This window comes from Gelidibacter sp., from assembly GCF_053579655.1.
Genome location: NZ_JBMDWE010000015.1, coordinates 35,256 through 61,198 on the forward strand (window position 1 = coordinate 35,256; position 25,943 = coordinate 61,198).

Below are 25,943 nucleotides of genomic sequence, written 5' to 3' on the forward strand. Positions count from 1 at the left end.
TTACACTAAAGCAATGGTGCCCAAAGTCGGCAGTAGGACTCCTTAAACTTTTCTATCTTCGATCTGTTCAACCATCTTTCTTTATCGATGGCTTCACTATCGTTTAAATCCTCAAAGAAGTGGGATTTCAACTCCAAACTTTTCTCTTTATTATAGATAATCGCATTGATTTCAAAATTGATATTGAAACTTCTATAATCCATATTTGTCGTCCCAACTGTACAGAATACATCATCAACCACAATCGTTTTAGCATGGATAAAACCTTTGTAATACCTATAAATTTTTATGTTGGCATCTAATAAACATTCAATATAGGAATTGGTAGCGTGTTTTGTGGTCCAAGAATCAGATTCCTTTGGAATAAGCAATCTCACATCCACACCACTTTTGGAAGCCACTTGTAGCGCCGTAATAATCTGTTCGTTTGGAATGAAGTAAGGTGTTGTCAAATACACATATTTTTCTGCTGTAACAATAGCTGTAAAAATGACCTCCATAATATTTGCCCAGTCTGAATCTGGTCCACTGGCAGCAATTTGTAGCGCAACACTCTCCTCGCATGCATCCTTTGGAAAGAAACTTTCTTCCAATTCAACCTTCTTGCCAGAAACAAACTCCCAAGTCATCAAAAAATGTATTTGCAGGGATTTTACAGCATCTCCGGTAATCCTCAGATGCGTATCTCTCCAATACGAATCAGACCCTTCATAATTGATATAAGTATCGGAAACATTGATGCCGCCGATGTAACCAATTTTACCGTCAATGATTACTATTTTACGATGGTTCCTGTAATTCATCTTGCCCGTAAATCCGGGGAAAAGGACGGGCATAAATGAATACCATTCCACCCCACTTTCGGTCATTCTATTTTTATTCTTTCTAGAAATGCTGCTTCCAACGTCATCGATACTCAGACGTACTTGGACTCCTTCTTTAGCCTTATCACAAAGAATATCGATAACCTGTGTTCCTATCTTGTCATCACGCAAGATATAATACTCCATATGAATGTGTGTTTTCGCCTTTTTCAAATCGACCAAAAGCACCTTAAACTTATTTTCGCCATTCTTAATAATCTGAACATCATTATTAATCGTTAGAGGTGAATTGGCGCTACTGTGCAGCAACTTGACAAGTTTTATTTTTTCATCTAAAAGATCATCTTTTAATTCTTTAATCTCCCTCTTGTCTGGCGTAAGACGTGTGCTAACCTCTGCAATCATTTTTTGATTGAGAAGGTGTTTTCTGTTGAAGATTTTATTTTTCCGGTATTCCTGTCCGAAAAGATAATAGACGACAAGTCCGAAAAAAGGAAAAAAAACCAAAACGATAATATAAGATATCGTTTTGGTTGGATTAATATTTTTAGTTAATACCGTAAATGCGGTTAAAATCACCAAAAGATAATTGATGACTATAAGTATACCCCAAATATTATTTGAGAGAAAGCTGAGCATTAGGATTTAGGATAATGTCCTGCCTTAGGAATTTCAATGACGTATTTTTTACCTGTTTTATTGGTCAAACGAGTTTCCCTTAACCATGGATTATGGATTTTAAGGATTTTATAATTAATACCGTACTCTTCTGCAAATGCAGTAAAATTAGGGATTTCCTTATCTACGACAACATTAAATGTGGGGATATTGGAATAGAGATCTGGTTCCTCAAAATTGAATCCATAGGTTTTTGGATTGTTCATTATTTCTTTCAAAGCCACAATCCTGAACATATAACGACCTGTTTCTTCTCCTAATAACAAATCATAATAACCATTGACATTCTGTTCTTTTAATCGGCGTGATATCCCCGCATTTCCTGCGTTATAAGCCGCAGCAGCCAACGTCCATGAACCTAAACTTCTTTTTGATTGCAACAAATACTTACAGGCCACTTCGGTAGATTTTTCCAAATTGTAACGTTCATCGACGTTTTCATTCACTTCTAGTCCATTTTCTTTTGCTGTGGCGGGCATAATCTGCCAAACACCTCTTGCTCCTGCTGGAGAAACGGCATTGGTTAAACCACTTTCTATGACTGCTAAATACTTAAAATCATCTGGAATACCGTGCTTTTTTAAGATCGGCTCTATCACAGGAAAATACTTTTGAGCACGTTTAAACATCAAAAGTCCGTTGGATTGCCAATAGGTGTTGACCAAAAGCTCTCTATCCATCCGCTCATAAACATCAGGATCTGATAACGGCATTGGCTCATCGGCAAAGTTCAGATCATCCGGTATTTTTACAGCGTATATATTATAACCATTGACCATCTTTTGCTCGGGCAGTAAATCACTGTCAGCAGGCTTTTGTACAGCAAATATAAACAGCCCTGAAATGCATACAAGGCCTATGACTGCTAGTAAATTCTTAATCATTTTCATTTTCTGATTTTTTTTTATAAATGTAAAAAAATAATTCAACAGTAATCAATTTGATCCTGTTATTAGTTTTGGAAGATTTTTATTGAACCATCTATATTTTGTAACGACCATAATATGGGTCCCTCCTTTTACCACAATACAGTTTCCTTCGCAAGAATGTGTAAAAACGGCATCCTTATCGCCGTGTATATAAACGGCATCTTTAATAGGCTCTTCCTGATCCCAAAGCAACATTTCCTTTATAGCCCAATCCAAATAACGCTTGTCATTTACGGCGAGATAGGTTTTGTACAAATCAATTCGTTTGGAAATGGTGTCATTAAAGGCATACTTTTTAAGAACGTCCAAATTGGAAAGCAATTGTGTGGGCGCGAACTTATATGCTCTTATAAATTTAGCGATTTTCATACGCTTCGGAAGTTCATGACGTGACTTTACACTGCTTACCACAATCAATTTACTCACCTCCATAAACTTACTCATTTCCTGAACCAAAACACCTCCAAAAGATACGCCCAAAAGCACCGGGTTTTTATGCTCTATTTTTTCAATCATGCGTTTGGCATAGTGTTCCAAACTTTCATTCACTTCTGGAATCATCCATTCCAACCAATAAATTTTAAATTGATCTTCAGGTAATTTAATGCGCTCAAAGATGGTTGGTTTTGCAGCCATTCCTGGCATAAGATAAACAGGAATAATTTCTTTCTCCATGTGCTGATTTTAAGCGTAACCCAAACTTAGTGATCAAAGTAAGATAAGACATTAAATTCTTTAAAGCCCCGTAAACGTTTACTTTATAAGGATTTAACATCTTAGGCGGCCGATACTAACGTAATTTTTCGTAAATTTGTCAAGCAAAGCTATATAAAATTAGCGATTACCTCCTTCCAACCATTAAATAAAATTAAAGATATTATTATGAATGATGCAGCAGATTTAGTTGACAATGATTTCTTACGTCAATTTGAACTTAAAGTTGAAGACGATTTAGCAAAAATTGAGTACTCTCTTCAAGACCGTAAAATTTTTCTAACCAAATTATGTATTCCTGAGAGCATTACCTCTGAAGAATTTGAAGCCAATTTTTTAACCTTGGTTTTTGAGAATATCTCCGAACGCAATATTAGTGTTGTTCCTACAAGTCCGGAAATAGCTAAGTTTATAAGGAAAAACAGGAAGTATCAGAAAATGCTTCCAGTAGGTATTAGAATATAATTTAAAATAAAAATCCGAAACTTAGTTTCGGATTTTTTTATTATTTCTTCCTATAAACCAATGTGAGATCCTTGCTTTCAATCACTTCTGTAAAGACTTCGTTGTATATTTTAATGGCATTGGCATAAACAAGCGTCAACTTGTTTCTTTCCACCATACCAACTGCATTGTTTAATTCTATATTTAGCTTATCAACTTGAAGATACGATGTAGAAAAACCAATGGTTCCCTCATCGCAAATTTCTTCAACAAAGTAAACATCAGAAGTATCCTCTTTTAAACGAATCGTTATTTCGGGATTGAATGTGTTACTAGAAGTAACAATACCTTTATGATTAAAATTCAAAGTTTCGTTGACGTTACACGCTGTCTTATCTAAAAAATTTAAGCTATGGACTTGGTTATTGCCTAAATCAAATGGAATGCCTACCGTCCACATAATCAATTCCCAATCACCAACGACAGGGTACTTATCATCCTCTTTAGAACAGCTTGCGCATATAAAAAAACAAACAGAGAGAAAAAGCAGACGAAAGGTAATATTCATTTATAATTGTTGTTAGATAAGGAGCCAACATCAAAATTATAAATTAGGGATGGTCTTCTAAAAAAAACACGGCCAATAGCTGAAAAGACGGTTAAAAAACACTCAGCAGATTTAAAAAAACAGGTTTATTCAGACAAAACGGCAACAAATTCAAACCTTACAATGCCATCGTCATCAATTTTAGTCAGCTCTATTTCATGCAAAGTATTTACAAGTGCAGGATTCCATGGCGTTTTTACTTTAACATAGTTTTCTGTAAAACCATGTATATAACCTTCTTTATTTTCGTTTTCAAACAAAACGGTGTGTGTGCTTCCTAATTGGCTTTCGTAAAACGCACGACGTTTTTTAACGGATAAGCCTCGTAGCATTTTACTGCGTTTAGCTCTTACGTTTTTTGAAACCACGCCGTCCATCTCTACAGCTTCGGTATTATCACGTTCAGAATAGGTAAACACATGTAAATAGGATATATCAAGTGCATTCAAAAAGTTATAGGTCTCTAAGAAATGTGCGTCAGTTTCTCCGGGAAAACCCACAATGACATCCACACCAATACAAGCCTGTGGCATGACTTCTTTTATTTTTGAAACGCGATCCACATAAAGTTCCCTCATGTAACGACGTTTCATTTTTTTAAGAATGTCATTACTTCCACTTTGTAATGGAATATGAAAATGCGGAACAAAAGCTCTTGATTTTGAAACCAAATCAATCGTTTCATTTTTCAACAAATTGGGCTCGATGGATGAAATTCGCAAACGCTCAATACCTTCTACCTGATCCAATTCTTTAACCAAATCTAAAAAGGTGTGCTCGTGTTTTTTATTGCCGAATTCACCTTTGCCATAATCGCCAATATTTACCCCAGTTAACACGATTTCTTTGATATTTTGAGCGGCAATTTCTTTGGCGTTTTTAACGACACTTTCCATAGTATCACTTCTTGAAATACCACGAGCCAGCGGAATGGTGCAATACGTACATTTGTAGTCACAACCGTCCTGAACTTTCAAAAAAGCACGCGTCCTGTCTCCGATAGAATAACTTCCTACATAAAAATCGGCTTCTTCAATCTCACAGGAATGGACTTCTCCCATATCGTTTTTAGAAAGATCATTGAGATAATCGGTAATCTTGAATTTTTCAGTCGCTCCAAGTACCAAATCCACTCCATTGACATCTGCCAACTCCTGAGGTTTCAATTGAGCATAACACCCAACAGCCGCTACAAAGGCATTAGGATTGATTTTTTGTGCTTGCTTGACGATGGATTTAAAACGCTTATCGGCATTTTCAGTAACAGAACATGTATTGATCACATAAATATCTGCGTTTTCCTCAAACCCTACACGATCAAATCCTTCATTTTCAAAGGATCTGGCAATGGTAGAGGTTTCCGAAAAATTCAGTTTGCACCCTAAAGTATAAAACGCCACTTTCTTTTTCATAATACAGTCTTCATTTCCTAAAAACAGAAGCTCGTTATTGAAGAATCAGCGTCTATCTTTATAAGTAAAATTTTAATTTACTTTATTATTGAATTTGGAAGCGCAAAGTTACGAATTAGTTTGAAAATAATACAAATCTTACGACGTGGTTTCCGTATTCTCTAAAGCTACGGGCGGATGAATGTGGTTTAAGAGAAATATTGAAAACATAATCAACTTCAGTCAACCTGTATAGCATTTTTATCAAACGCAATAAAAAGACTTCCCGATCTCTTGGATGACCTCTCATAATACCTCACCTCAAAAGGGATCGATTTAATCCCTTCTGAATTTTTTAGAAAGTTCAAACACGTGCTCCAATATCGCTTTGTCTACATCGGTTAACTCCAATTGACGTCTGGCCATAACCACTTCAGCAACTTCAAATGCTTTTTTAGTTAAGTAAGTCGTCAAACCCGCTGCGCCTCCCCAACTAAAACTTGGTATAAAAGTCCGCGGAAAACCACTTCCAAAAATATTGGCACTTACACCAACCACAGTTGCGGTATTAAACATCGTATTGATTCCGCATTTGCTATGATCGCCCATCATGATGCCGCAAAATTGCAAGCCAGTTCTTGCAAAACTTTCGGTAGTATAATCCCAAATGCGTACTTCAGCATAATTGTTCTTTAAATTTGAGCAATTGGTATCTGCGCCCATATTACACCATTCGCCTATCACGGCATTCCCCAAGTAACCTTCATGACCTTTATTACTATGGGCAAAAAGCACGGCGTTTTTAACTTCGCCTCCAATCGTACAATAAGGCCCAACCGTTGTAGGACCATAAACTTTAGCACCCATTTTAACCGCCGAATGCTCACAAATGGCAAACGGTCCTCTTATCAAGGCGCCTTCCATGATTACAGAATCCTTACCAATATAAATCGGACCTAAATCGGCATTAAGGGTTGCAAATTCCATTGAAGCACCTTCCTCCAAAAACACGTTATGCGCGCCCAATACATTGTTGGTTGACGAAATAGGTTGTGAAATCCTTCCTCTTGTAACCAAATCAAAATCCTCTTGTATGGCTTCTCCGTTTTTAGAAAATATATCCCAAGTATGTTCGACTTTGATGACTTGACCATCATATTCAATAGCATCAAAAGCATTAAAATCGATATCTTCCTGAGCGTCTTTGGTAAAAAATGCAATAACATCTTCATCTTTGAAAATAGCTTGATTTTCCTTTAAATCACTAACCAACGCCACCAACTCATCATTCGGGAGATAAGAAGCATTGATCATTACATTTTCGTCCATTTCCACCATAGGATACTTATCTGACAAATAGTCTTCAGTAACTGTTGTAGTAGTTGAACCCAAATGCATTTCCCATTTTTCGCGAATGGTCAATATGCCTATTCTAATATCAGCAACTGGTCGCGTGTAGGTAAATGGCAATAGATTATCCCTAAAAGGACCATCAAAAAGAATGTAGTTCATATATTATAAGTTGGATGAGTGCTCAGGAATAAATATTACAACCGCTAAATTTCAGATTTAAGAGAATAAACTTCAACATATAAACCTATAAAAATTAGCGCTTTAATAACAACTATTTCGATTGCATAAAATCTCAAGGCTCAAAAATAAGTTATTTATACAAAACAAAAAAGCCTGCAGAAAATTTCTACAGGCTTTTGTTATAATGATTACTAAATTACTTTTGGAATTTAGCGTATTTGCTCTTGAATTTATCAATACGACCAGCAGTATCTATCAATTTAGATTTACCAGTGTAAAACGGGTGTGACGATCTTGAAATCTCCATCTTAATAAGTGGATACTCAACACCATCAACGTCGATTGTTTCGTTTGTATTAGCTGTAGATTTAGTTAAAAACACGTCTTCGTTTGACATGTCTTTAAATGCTACTAGTCTATAATTCTCTGGATGTATACCTTTTTTCATCTCTAAATACTTTAATATCGTTCAATTTTTGGAAGTGCAAATTTAAGTAATTTTTCCTATTGTGCAATACATTTGGTTTAATTTTTTGATTTCTTCAACAGAATGATTTCATACGTCAGTTGAGAAGGTATAAATCACAGGATATAAAGACAAGATTCCTGGCTTCGCAGAAATTATTTGTAACGTTTTTCTATATTTGCTTACTAACCTCATATATCAACTAAATTAAACCAAATAAAATGGAAACAGAAAAACTTACTCCAGGTAAATTTGCAATCAATTACGGCGTGATCTTAGGTCTCGTTGTAGTAATTATTAACGTAATCACTTATGTTACGGGTTTAGCCTTAGAGGGCGCCCAGTGGCCAATGGCAATTTTTTACCTCATTTTCGCAATTGTCATCTTTTATGCTATTTCGCAATATAAGAAAAGAAATGCCAATCTCCTAAGTTTAAGTGAGGCTCTAAAAGTTGGCGTTTTGATTGGCGTCATTAGTGCCATTGTTTATGTAATTTATTCTTTACTATTTAATTATATCATTGATCCTGACTTTATGAATCAAATGATGGACGTTGCCAGAGATAACATGCTTGAACAAAACCCTGATATGACCGAAGAAATGGTAGCATCTGGTATGAAATTTGTAGAAATGTTTATGAATCCTGCCATTGCAAGTGCTTTCTGGATTGCTATGAGTTCTCTTTTTGGTCTTATTTATTCACTTATCGGTGGATTGATCATGAAAAAAGAATAAAACTGCTTTGAAGTAATTGTATTACTTTTGAAACATTACATTTTGAAAACAAATCAATGAACATATCAGTAGTCATACCGCTACTCAACGAAAAAGAATCGTTACCTGAACTATATGATTGGATTGCAAAAGTTATGCGATCCAATCATTTTTCATATGAAATCATTTTTATTGATGATGGCAGTACCGATGATTCCTGGAACGTGATAGAGCAATTGTCTCAAAAGGACAGTAACGTAAAAGGCATCCGTTTTTTCAGGAATTTCGGCAAATCACAAGCACTTCACGCCGGATTTGAAAAATCACAAGGCGATGTGGTCATTACTATGGACGCCGATTTGCAAGACAATCCTGAAGAAATCCCTGAGCTTTATAATATGATTGTCAAAGATCACTATGATTTGGTTTCAGGTTGGAAGAAAAAACGCTATGACTCCGTGATTTCCAAAAACTTGCCTTCCAAACTATTCAATTGGGCTGCTCGAAAAACCTCGGGCGTAACCTTGAATGATTTTAACTGCGGCCTTAAAGCCTACAACCGCAATGTGGTCAAAAACATTGATGTCCATGGCGAAATGCACCGCTATATTCCGGTGTTGGCCAAAAATGCAGGTTTTTCTAATATTGGCGAAAAAATAGTACTTCATCAAGCTCGAAAATATGGCAGCACCAAATTCGGTATGGACCGCTTTGTCCATGGATTTCTCGATTTATTGACCATTTGGTTTATTTCGCGTTTTGGCCGACGACCAATGCATCTTTTTGGCGCCTTAGGTGTGATCATGTTCATGATTGGCTTTGGTTTCACACTCTATTTGGGCCTCGACAAACTCTTTTTTAATACCAGTGGACGACTCATCACAGAACGTCCGCAATTTTATATGGCTTTATCCACAATGATTATTGGGACCCAGTTCTTTATTGCTGGCTTTTTGGGCGAAATTATTTTACGCACCAAAGATGACAAAAAACGATATCTCATTAATGAGGAATTGAACTTCTAATCCATCAAATTAATAGCCGTTAATCAATTAACATTTGCTTAATTGCCTATTTTTGTAATATTAATCATAATCGCATCGCTATGATCTACATTGATCCAAAAATTTTAGAACGTATAAACACTTGGTTAACGCCAACTTTTGATAAAGAAACACAAGATGAAATTAAGGATGGTATCGCCTTTCATCCTAAAGAAATCCAAGAAGGATTTTATAAGGATTTAGAGTTTGGAACTGGTGGCATGCGCGGTGTTATGGGCGTTGGCACCAACCGTATCAACAAATATACGCTCGGAAGAAACACGCAAGGCCTGAGCAATTATTTGCACGAGCAATTCCCAAATGAAACCCCTAAAGTAGTAATTGCTTATGATTGTCGTCATAACAGCAAAACTTTGGCAAAGGTTGTGGCCGATGTGTTTTCAGCAAATGACATTCAAGTTTATTTATTTGAAGATTTACGCACCACTCCTGAACTTTCCTTTTCCGTCAGACATTTAAATTGCCACTGCGGAATTGTTTTGACTGCATCACATAATCCTCCAGAATACAATGGCTATAAAGTGTATTGGCAAGACGGCGGACAATTGGTACCACCTCAAGATGCCGCTATTGTTGACGAAATTAACAGTCTGGATTATTCTGAAATTAAATTTGAAGCTAAAGACAAATTTATCAAGATTATAGGCAAAGAAGTGGATGATGCGTTTATTAACGCTTCAGTAAAAAATGGAAATTTCACAAGTCAGCAAGCAAAAGACGGTTTAAATGTGGTGTTTACCTCACTTCATGGTACGTCGATTACAACTGTTCCTGAAACGCTGAAACGTGCAGGTTATAACAATGTCCATCTTGTAAAAGAACAAGAAGCACCAGATGGCGATTTCCCAACCGTAAAGTCGCCTAATCCAGAAGAGCCAGAAGCTTTAAAAATGGCTTTGGAATTAGCCGATAAAGTGAATGCCGATATTGTGATTGGAACAGATCCTGACTGCGACCGTTTAGGTGTTGCCGTTAGAGATTTAGACGGTAAATTAATTCTGCTCAATGGTAACCAAACCATGCTAGTCATGACCGATTTCCTCTTAAAGCAATGGAAAAAGCAAGGCAAACTTGATGGTAACGAATTTGTGGGTTCTACTATCGTTTCAACACCTATGGTGGAAGTATTGGTAAAATCATATGATGTAGAATATAAAGAAGGCTTGACCGGATTTAAATGGATTGCCAAAATGATCAAGGATTTTCCTGAACTCGACTTTATTGGTGGTGGCGAAGAAAGCTTTGGTTTTATGGTCGGTGATTTTGTTCGTGATAAAGATGCGGTTACCTCTACCCTTCTAGCTTGCGAAATTGCAGCACAGGCTAAAGCCGATGGCAGTTCGTTTTATGAAACACTTTTGGAATTATACGTATCCCACGGTCTTTACAAAGAACACTTAGTCGCCATAACCAAAAAAGGCATGGAAGGAGCTCAAGAAATCAATCAAATGATGATCGACGCCAGAGAAAATCCGCTTAAAGAAATTAACGGTTCTAAAGTAACACGAATTGAGGATTACGAACTTTCAATAGCAAGAAACTTTATCACTAATAAAGATGAAGCCATTAATATTCCAAAATCGAATGTGCTTATTTATTATACTGCAGATGGCAGTAAAATAGCGTTGAGACCAAGCGGAACCGAACCTAAAATAAAATTTTACATGAGCGTTAATGCGCCTTTGTCATCAACAAAAGACTATCCAACAGTGGATGCCCAACTGCAGCAAAAAATTGCCGCCATCTTAAAAGACATGAAATTGAGTTAAATGGAGTATTTAAAAAAGTTCTATCGGTTTATTATTCCGTATAAAAAATATGCTTATCTCAACATTTTTTTCAACATCCTTTACGCGCTTTTTAGCACGCTTTCTTTTCTTGCTCTAATTCCCATTTTCAAGGTTATTTTCAGTGATCAACGCGTAGTTGTTGCTAAACCTAAATTTGAAGGCCTAGGAAGTATTAAAAGTTTTGTGGAAGATTCCCTTAACTTTTTTGTAGTCGATAGGATTGAGATTTATGGCGATTTTAAAGTCCTCATGCTAATGGTTTCAGTGATCATTAGTATCTTTTTACTTAAAAATCTCTTTAATTATCTGGGAATGTATTACATCACATTTTTAAGAAACGGTGTTCTAAAAGACATCAGAAATGTTATGTTCGATAAAATAGTTACTTTACCACTCGCCTTTTATTCTGAAAAAACAAAGGGCGACACCATCTCTCGTGTGAGCAGTGACGTGGATGAAGTAAAAAACTCGTTCTTGGCCGTCTTGGAAATGATTGTCAGAGAACCTTTGACGATTTTGTTTTCATTGATTGCGATGCTCATCCTAAGTGTCAAATTGACCTTGTTTGTTTTTATTTTCATTCCGATTTCAGGCTTTATCATTTCAAAAATTGGAAAATCACTCAAAAAAGGATCTTTAAAAGTCCAACAGGAACAAGGTGTCTTTTTATCCATCCTTGAAGAAACGATGTCAGGCCTGCGAATCATCAAAGCTTTTGATGTTGAGAAAGTATTTGCCAAGAAATTTGAAGATTCCAACGAGCGCTATTACAAATATTCCAATACCCTCTTGAATCGTCAGAATCTGGCGTCTCCTATGAGCGAAGTTTTAGGAATTGTCGTGATTGGAATTCTGTTGGTTTATGGTGGTTATTTGGTATTTATCGATAATTCCATGGATCCGAGTTTCTTTATAGGCTATATTTCATTGGCCTATAATATTCTCACACCTGCCAAGGCTATCGCCAAAGCAAGTTATGGTGTTAAAAAAGGAAATGGTGCTGCCGAACGTATTTTGGAGTTCTTGGACTCTGAAAACACAATTAAAGAAATCGAAAACCCAGTACTAAAAGACACTTTTGAATCGAATATTTCCGTAAACAACATCTCCTTTAAATATGAGAATGACTTGGTGCTCAAAAATTTCAATCTGAATGTTCCTAAAGGCAAAACGGTTGCATTGGTTGGACAATCAGGAAGTGGAAAAAGTACCATCGCCAATCTCATTACCCGATTTTATGATGTTAACGAAGGTATCATTACAATTGATGGGGTAGATATCAAAAATTTATCAAAATCATCCTTAAGAGGGATGCTGGGTGTCGTATCCCAAGATTCCATTCTGTTTAACGACACGATTAGCAATAATCTTAAAATTGGGAAGCAAAATGCCACCGATGAAGAAGTGATTGAAGCCTTAAAAATTGCCAACGCTTGGGAATTTGTGAAAGACCTTCCAAATGGGATAAACTCAAACATTGGCGACTCTGGAAATAAATTGTCCGGTGGTCAAAAGCAACGTTTGAGCATTGCCAGAGCCGTTCTAAAAAACCCTCCGATCATGATTCTGGATGAAGCCACTTCGGCTTTAGATACAGAAAGTGAGCGTTTGGTACAATCTGCTCTCGAAAATATGATGCGCAACAGAACCTCTATTGTCATTGCGCATCGATTATCAACCATTCAAAATGCGGATGAAATTGTGGTCATGCAAAAAGGAGAAATTGTTGAACAAGGCAAACACAATGAACTCATCGAAAAAAATGGAGTATATAAAATGCTGGTGGATATGCAGAGTTTCGAGTAGGCTTAGGAAATACTGGAATTGCGATTCCGCTAAAAAGCGGGATTAGTTCAACTATCTGTTTTTAAATGTTGCTTCGCTCATTTTAAAACCAGAGTTTCACTAATAAAAAAAAGGATGCCACTACCAATGCGCATCCTTTTCTTTTTACCGCCAATGCTTAGGGCACATTGACTATCATAGTAGGTTAGGTTGATGCAAACATATTACATTTTATAATACCAAACAAGAAAAAAATGTTATTCATCGATAATAAATGCGCTTAAACGATTATTTGTTGCGCAAGTTATTAATTACCAGTCTATTAATTAAAACTTGATTTTCATAATTATTGCATTAAACTTTTTATATCTTCAGCAGTCTTATTAAAAAAAACTTTTGTGCATCACGACGACGAACTCATTTTAAGATTAACCTCCGAGAAAACAAAAGAATCCGCTTTTAAGGAATTGCTTAAGCTCTACAAAGAACGGCTGTATTGGCATATTCGAAAAATTGTGACCTCGCATGACGACACTGATGATGTATTGCAAAACACCTTCATCAAAATCTATAATAATATTCATAAGTTTAAAGGTGAAAGCAAACTGTATTCATGGATGTATCGTATTGCAACCAATGAAGCCCTCACGCACCTTAAAAGAAATGCCCAACTACAAAGTATCACGAGCGAAGAATTACAGCAACAAACCATAGACAATCTTCAAGCCGATGTTTATTTTGAAGGCGACGAGATTCAGTTAAAATTACAAAAGGCCATAGCCACTTTACCCGAAAAACAGAAGTTGGTTTTCAATATGCGGTATTTTGACGACATCAAATATTCAGAAATGTCGGAGATTTTGGAAACTAGTGAAGGAGCATTAAAAGCTTCCTATCATATTGCAGTAAAAAAAATTGAGGAGTTTCTGACCTCTCATTAAACCTTTTGAGAAATATTAAGTCCTAGTAATAGCATGAAACGAGCATGTTAAAGATTTTGAAACCTTAGGAAAAGATTAAAGGCGAACGGCATGTGTCCGTTAAAAAACACTAGAAATAAGCACATGAAAAAAAGTCACTTACATAATATTAAGGAATCAGGGTTCAAAACTCCTGATGAATATTTTGCTGCCTTTGACCAACGCTTGTTTAAGAAAATAGAAGTTCAAAAGGAGTTGGCGCCCATTTCAAATTCCGGCTACAAAGTTCCTGACAACTATTTTGAGAACTTTGATGACAAACTACAAAAGCGTCTTAAAGATGATGCCTCTCCAAAAGTCATAAAAATGGGATCTTGGCGAAATGCTGCTTATATTTCAGGCATTGCCGCCTCATTAATATTGTTATTGACGGTTTTTACAAAATCTCAGAATGATGTCTCAATAAACAAAATTGAGACAGCTTCCATTGAAGAGTATCTGAATGGCCAAAACTTGAACATTTATGATATCGCCTCTTTTTTAAATGACGAGGATTTAGTACTGGATAATTTCGTTACGAACACGTTTACAGATGAATCCTTGGAAAATTATCTGCTTGATAATGCTTCTATTGAAGATTTAATAATTAGAAAATGAAAAAAATAGCACTTATTTTATTTGTGAGCTTAATGTCTTGGTCGTCATTTTCACAAAACTCTGATAAACGAGAAAAAATTAAAGCACTCAAAGTAGCCTTTATCTCAGAACGTTTGGCCTTGACTGAAGCGGAAGCTCAAAAATTCTGGCCGATCTATAATGCTTATGAAAGCAAAAAAGATGCGCAACGAAGAACGGGCTATACAAAGCAGCAACAAATTTCAGAAGATATGAGCGAAGCCAGTGCTAAGGCCATATTAAATGACCTGATCACTTTAGAAAAAGAGCGCCAAAACACGCGAATCGAATATATAGAAAGTCTATTAAAAGTGATGCCTGCACAGAAAATCATTAAGTTGAGAATCGCTGAAGATGAGTTTAATGTAAAAATGCTTGAAGAATACAAAAAACGTCATAACGACGTTAAGAAGAAACCTTAAGGACAATTCCTTAAATTAAAAAATCCCAAATTCCAATACGACATTGGAATTTGGGATTTTTTTTATTGGATTTTTGATGAATTATTGGAATTCCAATTTCGCTATCCTGCCCTGCCCTGCTGCATAAGCCACACTATCATTCAAAAACCGAATGGTATGAAAACCCTCATCGCTTAAATGCTTCCAGGTGTTGCCCGAATCAGAAGAATAGTCAATTCCTTTTTCCCCAACAGCCACCAATTCCTTTCCGTTGCTATTTGGAACATACTGCACACAACTTCTATATCCTGGCTCTACGCCATCTGCTACCAATTGCCAAGTCTTTCCGCCATCTGAAGTTCTCATCTTATTTGCCTTCGTTTCGTCAGGTTTCGTGTAATCGCCACCGATTGCAAATCCGTTGTTTTCATCATAAAAATCAATGGAATAAATGCCTGTAGTGGCTTTACCATGAATCATTGGCGTGTCAAAAATTTGCCATGTTTTGCCTTTATCATCAGAAAATAAAATCCGACTTGTCATACCTCCAGTCGCTACCCAAGCCTTATTTCCAACAATGGCAATATTGGAATTACTCGCGGCAAAAGCAGCTTCACCTTCCTTAATTTTTGGTAGGAGACTGCAAGGCAACTTATGCCATGTGTGCCCACCATCCCGTGTAATAATGATACTCAAACAATCTTCTGTTGGATCGCCAATAGCAATACCTTCTTGGGAATTCCAAAAACGCATGGCATCATAAAACACTTTATCGCTTTCTTCTTTATAAACCACTTCCATGGCGCCGTTTTCTCCTGTCTTAAATAATAAGGCAGGGTTCTCAACACTTATCATAAAAAAGTCATTGATAGTTCGTGCTACTGCTCTAAACTGCAAATTCAAAGTGTCGTAATCTTGCTGCGCTGTGATCCACTGCTCCGTTTGTGGATTGTATAATCCGAAGACGCCGTCATTGGCTGCAAATGCAATACTTTTATCGGAGGCCACATCAATCGCCCTGATGCTTAACACGCTATCGGTGTAAATCTCTTCAATCGCAACGGAGGCGATTTTATTTTTAGCATTTTCTTCTTTATGTTTACAGGACACAATCGCTGCAAACAAAAATAGAGGGATCAAAATTCTCATCTTCATATATTTTTTGGGGAAAGATACTTGATTTACCTTTAAAAAAAACAAAATTGTCTCGCATTCGTGGCATTTTAACGTAGCTTTGCAGTCGCAATTTTTATAATAAAACTTGCAGTCGCACAACTTAACGACAAACAACAAAAAAACTTAAAAAATGAGATTACACAGAAATCTATGTTTTGCAGTTATTGATGGATTAATGCTCATTTTTAATGAAGATCAATATGCTGACAAAGTCATTCAACAATTATTAAAACGCGACAAACGTTGGGGCGCGCGAGATCGTGCCTTTGTTGCAGAAACCACATACGATATTGTAAGATGGAAGCGCCTTTATGCTGAAATCGCTGAAGTGAAAGAACCTTTTGATAGAGATAATATTTGGAGAATGTTTGCGGTTTGGGCCACCTTAAAAGGCATCAAACTCCCAGATTGGTCCTATTTTGAAAGCACGCCGACCCGAAAAATCAAAGGAAGATTTGATGAACTTTCCAAAATCAGGAAGTTTAAGGAATCTATTCCAGATTGGATGGATGAGTTGGGCGAGAAAGAATTAGGCAAAGACGTTTGGAGCAAAGAAATAACGGCTCTCAATGAACAAGCCGATGTCATCTTAAGAGTCAACACCTTAAAAACAACCAAAGAAGCTTTACAGGCGGTGTTGTTTGACTTGGACATTGAAACTGAATTTATAGCCAACTATCCCGACGCCTTAAAATTAAAAGAGCGCGCCAACGTATTTCAAACCGACGCTTTTAAAGATGGCCATTTTGAAGTTCAGGATGCGTCTTCACAATTGGTCGCAAGGTTTTTAAATGTTGAACCAGGAATGCGCGTGGTAGATGCCTGTGCTGGTGCTGGCGGAAAAGCATTACATATTGCTACTTTAATGGAAAATAAAGGGCAAGTGATTGCCATGGATATTTATGAAAACAAGCTCAACGAACTTAAACGAAGAGCGAAACGTAACGGTGTTTTTAATGTAGAAACAAGAACAATCGATTCGACTAAAGTCATCAAAAAACTGTATGACAAAGCCGATCGCGTTTTGATTGATGCGCCTTGTTCTGGATTAGGCGTTCTTCGCAGAAATCCGGATGCGAAATGGAAACTACAACCCGAATTTATTGATAAAATCAAGATAACCCAACAGGAAATCTTGCAACAATATTCAAGAATGGTCAAATCTGGCGGACAATTGGTCTATGCCACCTGTTCTATTTTACCTTCTGAAAACCAAGATCAAGTGAAAACGTTTTTAGCTTCAGAAAACGGCAAAGATTTTACGTTGGTAAAAGACGAAAAGGTGTTGTCTTCTAAATCTGGTTTTGATGGTTTTTATATGGCCCGTTTACAGAAAAAATAAAGCTATAACAAACTAAAATTTCCAAGTTAATTCTAAGGTATTTTGGTAAGCTTAAAATCAATAAATAGTTTGCTCACAAAAAGATTGATCAAACAAAACACTCATAATTTCACAAGAAAGCGGCTTATACAAGTCGCTTTTTTTTATGATTTATTATGAAAAATTATCCTTTAAAAAGACTAATTTTGCATTTTCAAAACACAAACTGTCTGAGCGAAGGTTCGGGCATAAACTAAGACATAATGATTCATTTCTTCGGAAACCAAAACAGTGAAGTATTTGCTGTTCAAGCAACAAAAGAATTATCCACAGAAACCATCGATAAATTGGTGTGGTTATTTGGCAATCAACCTAAAATAGAACAAGCATCTCTCGATGCTTTTTTTGTAGGTCCGCGGGCCGCCATGATTACGCCTTGGAGTACGAATGCTGTTGAAATTACGCAGAATATGGGAATTACGGGGATAATCCGTATTGAAGAATTTCAAGCCGTTTCTGAAGACTTTAAGGACTTTGACCCGATGATTTCTGAAAAGTATCATGGTATCGATCAAGAGGCGTTTACGATTCATATTCAACCGGAAGCGATTCAACATATCGAGGATATTTCTGCCTATAATCAACAAGAAGGATTGTCCTTAAATGACGAAGAAATCGAATATTTAGAAGGTATCTCAAAAAATATAGGCAGAAAACTAACCGATTCTGAAGTTTTCGGATTTTCACAGGTCAATAGTGAACACTGTCGTCATAAAATTTTTAATGGCACTTTTGTTATTGATGGCGAAGAAAAGGAAAAGTCACTTTTCAAGATGATTCGTGACACTTCCAGTGAAAACCCTAACACTATTGTTTCTGCATACAAGGACAACGTTGCCTTTATAAAAGGTCCAATCGTTGAACAATTTGCCCCAAAAACCGCCGATAAGCCTGATTTTTATCAAACTACGGATTATGAATCGGTCATTTCGTTAAAAGCAGAAACTCATAATTTCCCAACCACGGTTGAGCCTTTTAACGGTGCTGCTACAGGTGCTGGTGGAGAAATCAGAGACCGACTTGCTGGTGGAAAAGGATCTTTGCCATTAGCAGGAACCGCAGTTTATATGACGTCGTATTCCCGATTGGAAAAAGACCGTCCTTGGGAACAAAAAATGGAAGCACGCCCTTGGTTATACCAAACCCCAATGGACATTCTTATAAAAGCATCGAATGGCGCCTCAGACTTTGGTAACAAATTTGGCCAACCTCTAATTTGCGGGTCTGTATTGACTTTTGAACATGACGAACATCAAGATGCTTCGACCCTTCGACAAGACTCAGGGCAAGCAAGCTCAGCACACGCTCGGAAGCTAGGCTATGATAAAGTGATCATGCAAGCTGGTGGTATTGGTTATGCGAAAGCAGATCAAGCGCTAAAAGACATTCCTAAAATTGGCGATAAAGTCGTCATCCTTGGTGGCGAGAACTACCGTATTGGAATGGGTGGTGCTGCAGTTTCATCGGCAGATACCGGCGAATTTTCTACAGGTATCGAATTAAATGCCGTACAACGTTCCAATCCAGAAATGCAAAAACGTGCCGCCAACGCAGTTCGTGGAATGGTCGAAAGCGAAGAGAATTTTATCGTTTCCATTCATGATCATGGTGCTGGAGGTCATTTAAATTGTTTAAGTGAATTGGTGGAAGACACTGGCGGACTAATCGATTTAGATAAATTACCGGTTGGCGACCCTACATTATCGGCAAAAGAAATTATTGGCAATGAATCTCAAGAACGTATGGGCTTGGTCATTGCTGAAAAACATTTGGAAATACTTCAAAAAATAGCCGACCGCGAGCGTGCGCCAATGTACACTGTGGGTGATGTTACCGGAAACAATCGGTTTACTTTTGAATCTCAAACCACAGGACATAAACCAATGGACTTGGGAATGGATGACATGTTTGGAAGCTCTCCAAAAACAATCATGACGGATAACACCGTCATCAGAAACTATGATCCTGTTACTTATAAAAAAGAAGCCTTCTACGATTATTTAGACCAATTATTACAATTGGAAGCGGTGGCTTCTAAAGATTGGTTAACCAATAAAGTAGACCGTTGTGTGGGAGGTAAAGTAGCCAAACAACAATGTGCCGGCCCCTTACAATTACCGCTCAATAACGTAGCTGTAATGGCCTTGGATTATAGAGGAAAAGAAGGCGTCGCCACCTCCATTGGCCACTCGCCTATTGCTGGCTTAATCGATCCTGTTGCAGGCAGTAGAAACGGCATTACCGAAGCCTTGACCAACATTATGTGGGCACCATTGAAAGACGATCTTAAAAGTGTTTCACTTTCAGCAAACTGGATGTGGCCTTGTAAAAACGAGGGAGAAGATGCCCGACTTTATGCCGCTGTTAAAGCAGTTTCTGATTTTACAATTGATTTAGGAATCAACGTTCCAACAGGAAAAGATTCGCTTTCAATGAAGCAAAAATATCCAAACGGAGACGTTATTTCTCCAGGAACGGTGATCATTTCTGCAGCAGCAAACTGTAGCGACATTACCAAGGTGGTTGAGCCTGTTTTGAAAAGAAATTCAGGAAATATCTACTATATTAATATTTCGCAAGACGATTTTAAATTAGGAGGCAGCTCGTTCGCGCAAATTGTTAATAAAATCGGAAATGAAGCACCGAATGTAAAAGAAGCTGCTTACGTTAAAACCGTTTTCAATACCATTCAAAAACTCATCAAGGACAGCAAAATTGTTGCAGGACATGATGTGGCTTCTGGCGGATTGATCACGACCTTATTAGAAATGTGTTTTGCCGATAACAATCTGGGCGCTGAATTGGATCTTAGTGATTTAGGTGAAAAAGATTCGTTTAAAATTCTATTTGCCGAAAACGCAGGGATTGTTTTTCAAACGACTGACGCTTCCGCAGAAAAAGTTCTTACTGAGGCCAATGTAGAGTTTTTCAAGATCGGACATGTTGTTGAAGGCGATTTCCTAAGTATCATTAATGGAAGCGACGTGTTTACGATGACGGTTTCAAAATTGAGAGATATGTGGTATAAAACCTCATATCTACTTGATCAAAAACAAACAGCAAACGGCCTGGCGAAACATCGTTTTGACAATTATAAAATCCAACCGTTACATTTTAAATTCCCAGAACATTTCACAGGAAAACTAGATGATTTACTAGGTACGGTCAAGTCGCAACTTGACCCTACACGACTTGACCCTACGCGACCAAAGGCAGCCATTTTAAGAGAAAAAGGCTCCAACTCTGAACGCGAAATGGCAAATGCCATGCATCTCGCAGGATTTGAGGTCAAAGACGTTCATATGACCGACTTGATTTCTGGACGTGAAACTTTAGAGGATATTCAGTTTATCGGAGCCGTCGGCGGTTTCTCTAACTCTGATGTTTTAGGCTCTGCAAAAGGATGGGCGGGTGCATTTTTGTATAATGAAAAAGCTAATACGGCATTAAAGAATTTCTTTAAAAGAGAAGATACCCTGTCCGTAGGAATATGTAATGGCGCACAACTCTGGATGGAATTGGAGTTGGTTAATCCAGATCATGAAAGCCATGGAAAGTTGCTCCATAACAATTCTAAAAAACACGAAAGTGGCTTTACTACGGTAACGATTCAAGAAAATAACTCCGTCATGTTATCCAGCTTAGCAGGAAGCACTTTAGGGGTTTGGATTTCACATGGTGAAGGGAAATTCAATTTACCGCTTTCAGAAGACCAGTATAACATTGTTGCCAAATATGCCTATGATGCGTATCCAGCAAATCCAAATGGCTCCGATTTCAACACCGCGATGATGTCTGATAAAACCGGAAGACATTTAGTGACCATGCCACATATTGAGCGTTCTACGTTCCAATGGAACTGGGCACACTATCCAGAAGGCAGAAAAGACGAAGTTTCGCCGTGGTTGGAAGCTTTTGTTAATGCTCGAAAATGGATTGAAAAACAATAAAACAATTATTGAAATTAATATCGAAAAGGGGTTTTTATTACTAAAAACCCCTTTTTTTTGGTCCGTATTTGAAAATCCTATTTAATTTCATACTTTGCACAGACTAAACTTCATATATCCGATGACAGAAATCACCAAACTTTTTGATATCCCAAGATATCAATTGAAACATTATAATCTTGATAAAGCGTTCGTTACAAAATATGAAGGTAAGTGGCAACCTATTTCAACTCAAGAATATATCAATCAAGCCAATACTATTAGCCGTGGTTTGTTGCGTTTAGGCATCCAACCAAACGACAAAATAGCGGTAATTTCCACCAATAACAGAACCGAATGGAACGTTATGGATATCGGCATTTTACAAATTGGTGCTCAAAACACACCCATCTATCCAACCATTTCTGAGGACGATTATGAATATATCCTTAACCACTCAGAATCTATATTATGTTTTGTTTCGGACGAAGAAGTTTTAGCTAAAGTAAACGCTATAAAAGCCAACACCAAACTTAAAGAAGTGTACACTTTTGACGCTATTGCAGGTGCCAAAAGCTGGAAAGAAGTTCTCGAATTAGGAAAAGATGAGAGCAATCAACATGAGGTAGAAGCGCGAATGGCGGCTGTAAAACCAGATGACTTAGCAACTTTAATTTATACTTCCGGTACTACAGGGCAACCTAAAGGCGTGATGCTGTCGCACAAAAACCTAGTCTCCAACGTGCTCGATAGTCAAAAGCGTGTACCTTTTGAAAACGGAAAGTCCAAAGCTTTAAGCTTCCTTCCAGTTTGCCATGTTTTTGAACGCATGATCTTATATCTGTATCAATATTGTGGCGTGGAAATTTATTTTGCAGAATCCATTGAAAAGATGAGCGCAAATCTGCTGGAAGTCAAACCAAACGTCATGACGGCAGTGCCACGACTTTATGAAAAAGTATATGATAAAATTGTTGCCAAGGGCAGCGAATTGACCGGCATCAAGAAAAAATTGTTCTTTTGGTCCATCGAATTAGGTCTTAAATATGAACCTTATGGCGCCAACGGATGGTGGTATGAAACCCAACTTAAATTGGCCAGAAAACTTGTTTTCAGTAAATGGAAAGAAGGTCTTGGCGGTCATTTGGATTTAATGGTTTCTGGAAGTGCCGCTTTACAACCGCGACTTACACGGACTTTCGCTGCTGCAATGATGCCTATTATGGAAGGTTACGGCTTAACCGAAACCTCTCCGGTAATATCTGTAAATGATGCGCGCAATGGTGGATTTAGAGTCGGTACGGTTGGCCGCGTCATTGACAATGTTGATGTGAAAATCGCTGAAGATGGCGAAATTCTTGTAAAAGGTCCGAATGTCATGTTGGGCTATTTTAAAGAACCTGAAAAAACAAAAGAAGTAATGTCTGGCGATTATTTCCATACGGGAGATATTGGAGAAATTGATGCGGACGGTTTTTTAAAGATTACGGATCGTAAAAAAGAAATGTTCAAAACGTCGGGAGGCAAATATGTGGCACCATCCCTTATAGAAAACGAATTAAAGCAATCGCGTTTTATTGAACAGATTATGGTGATTGGTGAAGGTGAGAAAATGCCAGCAGCATTGATTCAACCTGATTTTGAATTCATCAAAGATTGGATCAAACATAAAAACCTGGATATCAAATTAGATAATGATTCCATTGAAAGTTCGCCAATTGTATTGGACCGCATCCAAAAAGAAATAGACAAGGCCAATGAACATTTCGGAAAATGGGAACAAATCAAGAAATTTGAATTGACCCCAGATATTTGGACTATTGAAGGTGGCCATTTGACACCAACCATGAAAATGAAACGTAAGGTTATCAAAGAAATGTATAAGAATCTTATTGAAAAGATCTATAGACCGTAAACAAAAAGAGCTTCAAATTGAAGCTCTTTTTTATTTTTGCTTACCCAGTTTCTTGTCCACAATCCGCTCAAAATAATCTTGCAAAAATGCCTTACACGCTATTTCTGTGGCCTCCATTTCAGGAGTTTTATGGGCAATCAAATTATTTTCAAGGCTTTTATCATTAATGTCATAAAATCCTGTGGCCACTTTTCCATCGAAAGTGCAGATGTAATTTCCACGCAACATATGGTATTGTGCCGCATTATAATTAATTGCAAAAGGCGCTACATCATCTTTTGCAACTAAACTCCTACCCCAACTTCTAAACGGTTGATCATAGCCTATCACATCTAATAAAGTGGGATAAATATCAATTTGTTGCGCCAAATCGGTATCTGTTCCAACCAAACTACCATCTGATTTATAGAACATGATTGGTATGGCACGTCTATTAATCACTTTATTATACTCATCGTAATACACTTGATTAGGATGATCGGCAGTAATCACGAATATGGTATTATCAAACCAAGGCTCCTTTTTAGCGGCTTCAAAAAACTGCTTAAAGGCGTAATCCGTATATCCCACAGGCTGATGCATTGGAACATGTCCTTTCGGGAATTTATTCTTGTATTTTTCAGGAATTTTGAAGGGCTCATGAGAAGATACCGTAAAAACCGTGCTGAAAAAAGGTTGTTTCTTTTCATCCAAAGTCGATTTCATAAATTGTAAAAAAGGCTCATCCCAAATTCCCCAACTCCCATCAAAATCGTCGTCATTGCCATATTCTTCCATCCCATAATAATAATCAAAGCCCAGAATATTACTAAAACCTAAAAAGCCCATCGATCCGTTGGGAGCGCCATGAAAAAATGAGGTGTCATAATCCAAATCATTTAAAACCGAAACCAAACTCTGAATATCCTGATTAGAATAACTGGAAGAGGTAAATGCGTCGGCAAAAGATGGTATCCCTGCCAAAACAGAAGACATCCCATGAATAGATTTGCTTCCATTCGCAAAAGCATTCGGAAAAATAAGACTGTGCTGCGCTAACGAATCTAAAAATGGCGTGTAGCTCACGTAATTTTCAATCCCCATGTCTTTATTAAATGCACCAATATATTCCCTACCCATACTTTCGGTAATGATCACAACAATATTAGGTTTTGTAGGTGGGTTGGCATGGTACTCTTTAATCGGTTTTATGTAGAATTGAATCTCTTCATCAGAAATATTATACGCTACTTTTTTAAAGCTTTTAGTATTAAATGTTCTTATAAAAGCAAATGTAGTATTCAGAACCAAATCGGCCTGTTCCATTTTTTTTACATGCCTACTCGCATCTACTAAATTAATAGGTCGTGTGCTTTTCTTAAAATCCCCGCCTCTGATGCCTCCAACAATTAGAAGCCCAATGACGATAAAACCTATTATAGAAGATAAGTAATATACCCCATTAGAAAGTCGCTGTTTGGAAGGTGTTAGTTTAACACGTTTGTATAAGTAAATCCAAAGAATAATCACCACAATGAACAAAAAATACACGTGCCAATAACTTAACATAAACCTAAAGAACATGGCTGTTTTATTGGCTTCATTCTCCAACACATCCAAAACCGACAATGTCGTTCGTGCAAAATTGAATTTGTAATAAATAAAATCAGCATAATTGAGTGCGTAAGCAATCAGGTTGGTAATAAAATAGACGTAAAACAACAGTTTTCGATACCATGAAGCCGTCGTTACCCGAAGTGGGACAATCGACAACAAAATAAAAAGACCATTAACATATAAGATCGCCGCCGTATCAAAAGCCAATCCATAATATGACAGTTTAAAAAAATCACTTACAGAATGAACTTCCAATACTCCATAATTGTATAGAAAGAACAAAAATCGAGCAATAAAATAAAAGATATAGGCTAAAAACAGACGGTAGAGTAAAATTAAATATTCCTGCTTTCTAAAGAACAACTTCATGTAGAACAAATGTAATGTTAGTATAACTGCAAAAGTACGAATAACGCTCAAACCAATTCAGAATTGACACTCCTAATAGCAACTTTTCAACAAAAATGGCCTCTTAAAATAGCACTGATAAATAACTGCTATATACTATGCGTGCATAATAAGTTTTTGTATATTTGGAATCCTTATGAATTACAATGAAAGATAAAACCATTGATTACGTCCTTAGAACCACTTGGTTAGCGGTTGCTAAAATGTACAACGAAGAAGCCTCCAAGTTTGACAGCACCATGGCTACAGGTTTCGCGCTACTGAGCATTGATCCGGAAAAAGGCACGCCATCCACCTCTATGGGACCTAAAATGGGCATGGAAGCCACGAGCTTATCCAGAACTCTAAAAATGATGGAAGCCCGAGGATTGATTGAACGTCGACCAAATCCTGAAGACGGACGTGGGGTTTTGATTTTTCTGACCGATTTTGGAAAGAAAAAACGTGCGTATTCTAAAGAAAAAGTACTGACTTTTAATGAGGCCATTCGCAAAAACGTTACAGAAGAACAACTGAAAGCTTTTTATGAAGTTGCTGAAAAGATCAATAATATGATTTCCAACAAAAATATATACAATCAAAAAGAAAATAGTTTATAATA

General features: G+C 37.1%; 21 protein-coding genes. 12 read left to right on the forward strand and 9 right to left on the reverse strand.

Annotated elements, in window-relative coordinates:
- Nucleotides 1-5: 5 nt before the first annotated feature.
- From cls to ACOH2D_RS09375, 3 genes are read right to left on the reverse strand one after another with little or no spacing between them, the layout of a single operon-like run.
- Nucleotides 6-1,463 (reverse strand): cardiolipin synthase, encoded by a 1,458-nt coding sequence (cls, locus tag ACOH2D_RS09365; RefSeq protein WP_449535054.1) that lies wholly within the window; start codon nt 1,461-1,463, stop codon nt 6-8.
- Nucleotides 1,463-2,392 carry a lytic transglycosylase domain-containing protein gene (locus ACOH2D_RS09370; protein WP_449535055.1) on the reverse strand — a complete coding sequence of 310 codons (930 nt, stop codon included), beginning with the start codon at nt 2,390-2,392 and terminating at the stop codon, nt 1,463-1,465. Before ACOH2D_RS09370 ends, cls begins: the two co-directional genes overlap by 1 nt.
- A 45-nt stretch (nt 2,393-2,437) precedes the next feature.
- Entirely contained in the window at nt 2,438-3,106 is a 669-nt protein-coding gene (locus ACOH2D_RS09375) for an alpha/beta hydrolase (protein WP_348037160.1), read from the reverse strand.
- A gap of 207 nt (nt 3,107-3,313) precedes the next feature.
- Here ACOH2D_RS09375 and ACOH2D_RS09380 point away from each other — a divergent pair, with 207 nt between their 5' ends.
- A complete protein-coding gene (locus ACOH2D_RS09380; RefSeq protein WP_348037162.1) occupies nt 3,314-3,610 on the forward strand; it encodes an N-acetyltransferase in 297 nt (98 codons plus the stop codon).
- 40 nt (nt 3,611-3,650) lie between these two features.
- Here the strand turns inward: ACOH2D_RS09380 and ACOH2D_RS09385 are convergent, their stop codons facing one another.
- From ACOH2D_RS09385 to ACOH2D_RS09400, 4 genes are all read right to left on the reverse strand, one after another.
- Nucleotides 3,651-4,157, reverse strand: coding sequence for a hypothetical protein (locus ACOH2D_RS09385; RefSeq protein ID WP_348037164.1), 507 nt, complete (start codon nt 4,155-4,157; stop codon nt 3,651-3,653).
- Nucleotides 4,158-4,282: 125 nt separating this feature from the next.
- A complete protein-coding gene (gene mtaB, locus ACOH2D_RS09390) occupies nt 4,283-5,608 on the reverse strand; it encodes a tRNA (N(6)-L-threonylcarbamoyladenosine(37)-C(2))-methylthiotransferase MtaB (protein ID WP_449535056.1) in 1,326 nt (441 codons plus the stop codon).
- A gap of 315 nt (nt 5,609-5,923) precedes the next feature.
- Nucleotides 5,924-7,099 carry a GlmU family protein gene (locus ACOH2D_RS09395; protein ID WP_449535057.1) on the reverse strand — a complete coding sequence of 392 codons (1,176 nt, stop codon included), beginning with the start codon at nt 7,097-7,099 and terminating at the stop codon, nt 5,924-5,926.
- Between the two features lie 217 nt (nt 7,100-7,316).
- A complete protein-coding gene (locus ACOH2D_RS09400; protein WP_449535058.1) occupies nt 7,317-7,568 on the reverse strand; it encodes a type B 50S ribosomal protein L31 in 252 nt (83 codons plus the stop codon).
- 239 nt (nt 7,569-7,807) lie between these two features.
- On the opposite strand from ACOH2D_RS09400, the gene ACOH2D_RS09405 reads away from it, so the two are divergent.
- The 7 genes from ACOH2D_RS09405 (at nt 7,808) to ACOH2D_RS09435 (ending at nt 14,958) form a co-directional block, all read left to right on the forward strand.
- On the forward strand, nt 7,808-8,323 hold the full coding sequence (locus tag ACOH2D_RS09405; RefSeq protein WP_449535059.1) for a DUF4199 domain-containing protein: 516 nt from the start codon (nt 7,808-7,810) through the stop codon (nt 8,321-8,323).
- Between the two features lie 56 nt (nt 8,324-8,379).
- Nucleotides 8,380-9,327 carry a glycosyltransferase family 2 protein gene (locus ACOH2D_RS09410; RefSeq protein WP_449535060.1) on the forward strand — a complete coding sequence of 316 codons (948 nt, stop codon included), beginning with the start codon at nt 8,380-8,382 and terminating at the stop codon, nt 9,325-9,327.
- An 80-nt stretch (nt 9,328-9,407) separates the two neighbouring features.
- Complete coding sequence (locus ACOH2D_RS09415; protein WP_449535061.1) at nt 9,408-11,135, forward strand: phospho-sugar mutase; 1,728 nt, start codon at nt 9,408-9,410, stop codon at nt 11,133-11,135.
- The gene (locus ACOH2D_RS09420; RefSeq protein WP_348036261.1) at nt 11,136-12,962 is read left to right on the forward strand and encodes an ABC transporter ATP-binding protein; all 1,827 of its coding nucleotides are present in this window, start codon (nt 11,136-11,138) and stop codon (nt 12,960-12,962) included.
- A 377-nt stretch (nt 12,963-13,339) separates the two neighbouring features.
- Entirely contained in the window at nt 13,340-13,882 is a 543-nt protein-coding gene (locus ACOH2D_RS09425; RefSeq protein WP_348036260.1) for an RNA polymerase sigma factor, read from the forward strand.
- A 123-nt stretch (nt 13,883-14,005) separates the two neighbouring features.
- Complete coding sequence (locus ACOH2D_RS09430; protein ID WP_348036259.1) at nt 14,006-14,518, forward strand: hypothetical protein; 513 nt, start codon at nt 14,006-14,008, stop codon at nt 14,516-14,518.
- Nucleotides 14,515-14,958, forward strand: a complete 444-nt coding sequence (locus tag ACOH2D_RS09435) for a sensor of ECF-type sigma factor (RefSeq protein ID WP_348036258.1) — start codon at nt 14,515-14,517, stop codon at nt 14,956-14,958. Before ACOH2D_RS09430 ends, ACOH2D_RS09435 begins: the two co-directional genes overlap by 4 nt.
- A gap of 81 nt (nt 14,959-15,039) precedes the next feature.
- Here ACOH2D_RS09435 and ACOH2D_RS09440 read toward each other — a convergent pair whose 3' ends face one another.
- Nucleotides 15,040-16,086 (reverse strand): WD40/YVTN/BNR-like repeat-containing protein, encoded by a 1,047-nt coding sequence (locus ACOH2D_RS09440; protein WP_348036257.1) that lies wholly within the window; start codon nt 16,084-16,086, stop codon nt 15,040-15,042.
- A gap of 157 nt (nt 16,087-16,243) precedes the next feature.
- On the opposite strand from ACOH2D_RS09440, the gene ACOH2D_RS09445 reads away from it, so the two are divergent.
- The 3 genes from ACOH2D_RS09445 (at nt 16,244) to ACOH2D_RS09455 (ending at nt 23,338) form a co-directional block, all read left to right on the forward strand.
- Nucleotides 16,244-17,455: an RsmB/NOP family class I SAM-dependent RNA methyltransferase gene (locus ACOH2D_RS09445; RefSeq protein ID WP_348036255.1), complete on the forward strand. Its 1,212-nt coding sequence runs from the start codon at nt 16,244-16,246 to the stop codon at nt 17,453-17,455.
- A gap of 242 nt (nt 17,456-17,697) precedes the next feature.
- Nucleotides 17,698-21,444: a phosphoribosylformylglycinamidine synthase gene (purL, locus tag ACOH2D_RS09450; RefSeq protein WP_449535062.1), complete on the forward strand. Its 3,747-nt coding sequence runs from the start codon at nt 17,698-17,700 to the stop codon at nt 21,442-21,444.
- A gap of 121 nt (nt 21,445-21,565) precedes the next feature.
- Nucleotides 21,566-23,338 carry an AMP-dependent synthetase/ligase gene (locus ACOH2D_RS09455; protein ID WP_449535063.1) on the forward strand — a complete coding sequence of 591 codons (1,773 nt, stop codon included), beginning with the start codon at nt 21,566-21,568 and terminating at the stop codon, nt 23,336-23,338.
- A gap of 30 nt (nt 23,339-23,368) precedes the next feature.
- On the opposite strand, the gene ACOH2D_RS09460 is transcribed toward ACOH2D_RS09455, so the two are convergent.
- Nucleotides 23,369-25,303 (reverse strand): LTA synthase family protein, encoded by a 1,935-nt coding sequence (locus ACOH2D_RS09460; protein ID WP_449535064.1) that lies wholly within the window; start codon nt 25,301-25,303, stop codon nt 23,369-23,371.
- Nucleotides 25,304-25,488: 185 nt separating this feature from the next.
- Here ACOH2D_RS09460 and ACOH2D_RS09465 point away from each other — a divergent pair, with 185 nt between their 5' ends.
- Nucleotides 25,489-25,941, forward strand: a complete 453-nt coding sequence (locus ACOH2D_RS09465) for a MarR family winged helix-turn-helix transcriptional regulator (RefSeq protein WP_449535065.1) — start codon at nt 25,489-25,491, stop codon at nt 25,939-25,941.
- Nucleotides 25,942-25,943: the final 2 nt, after the last annotated feature.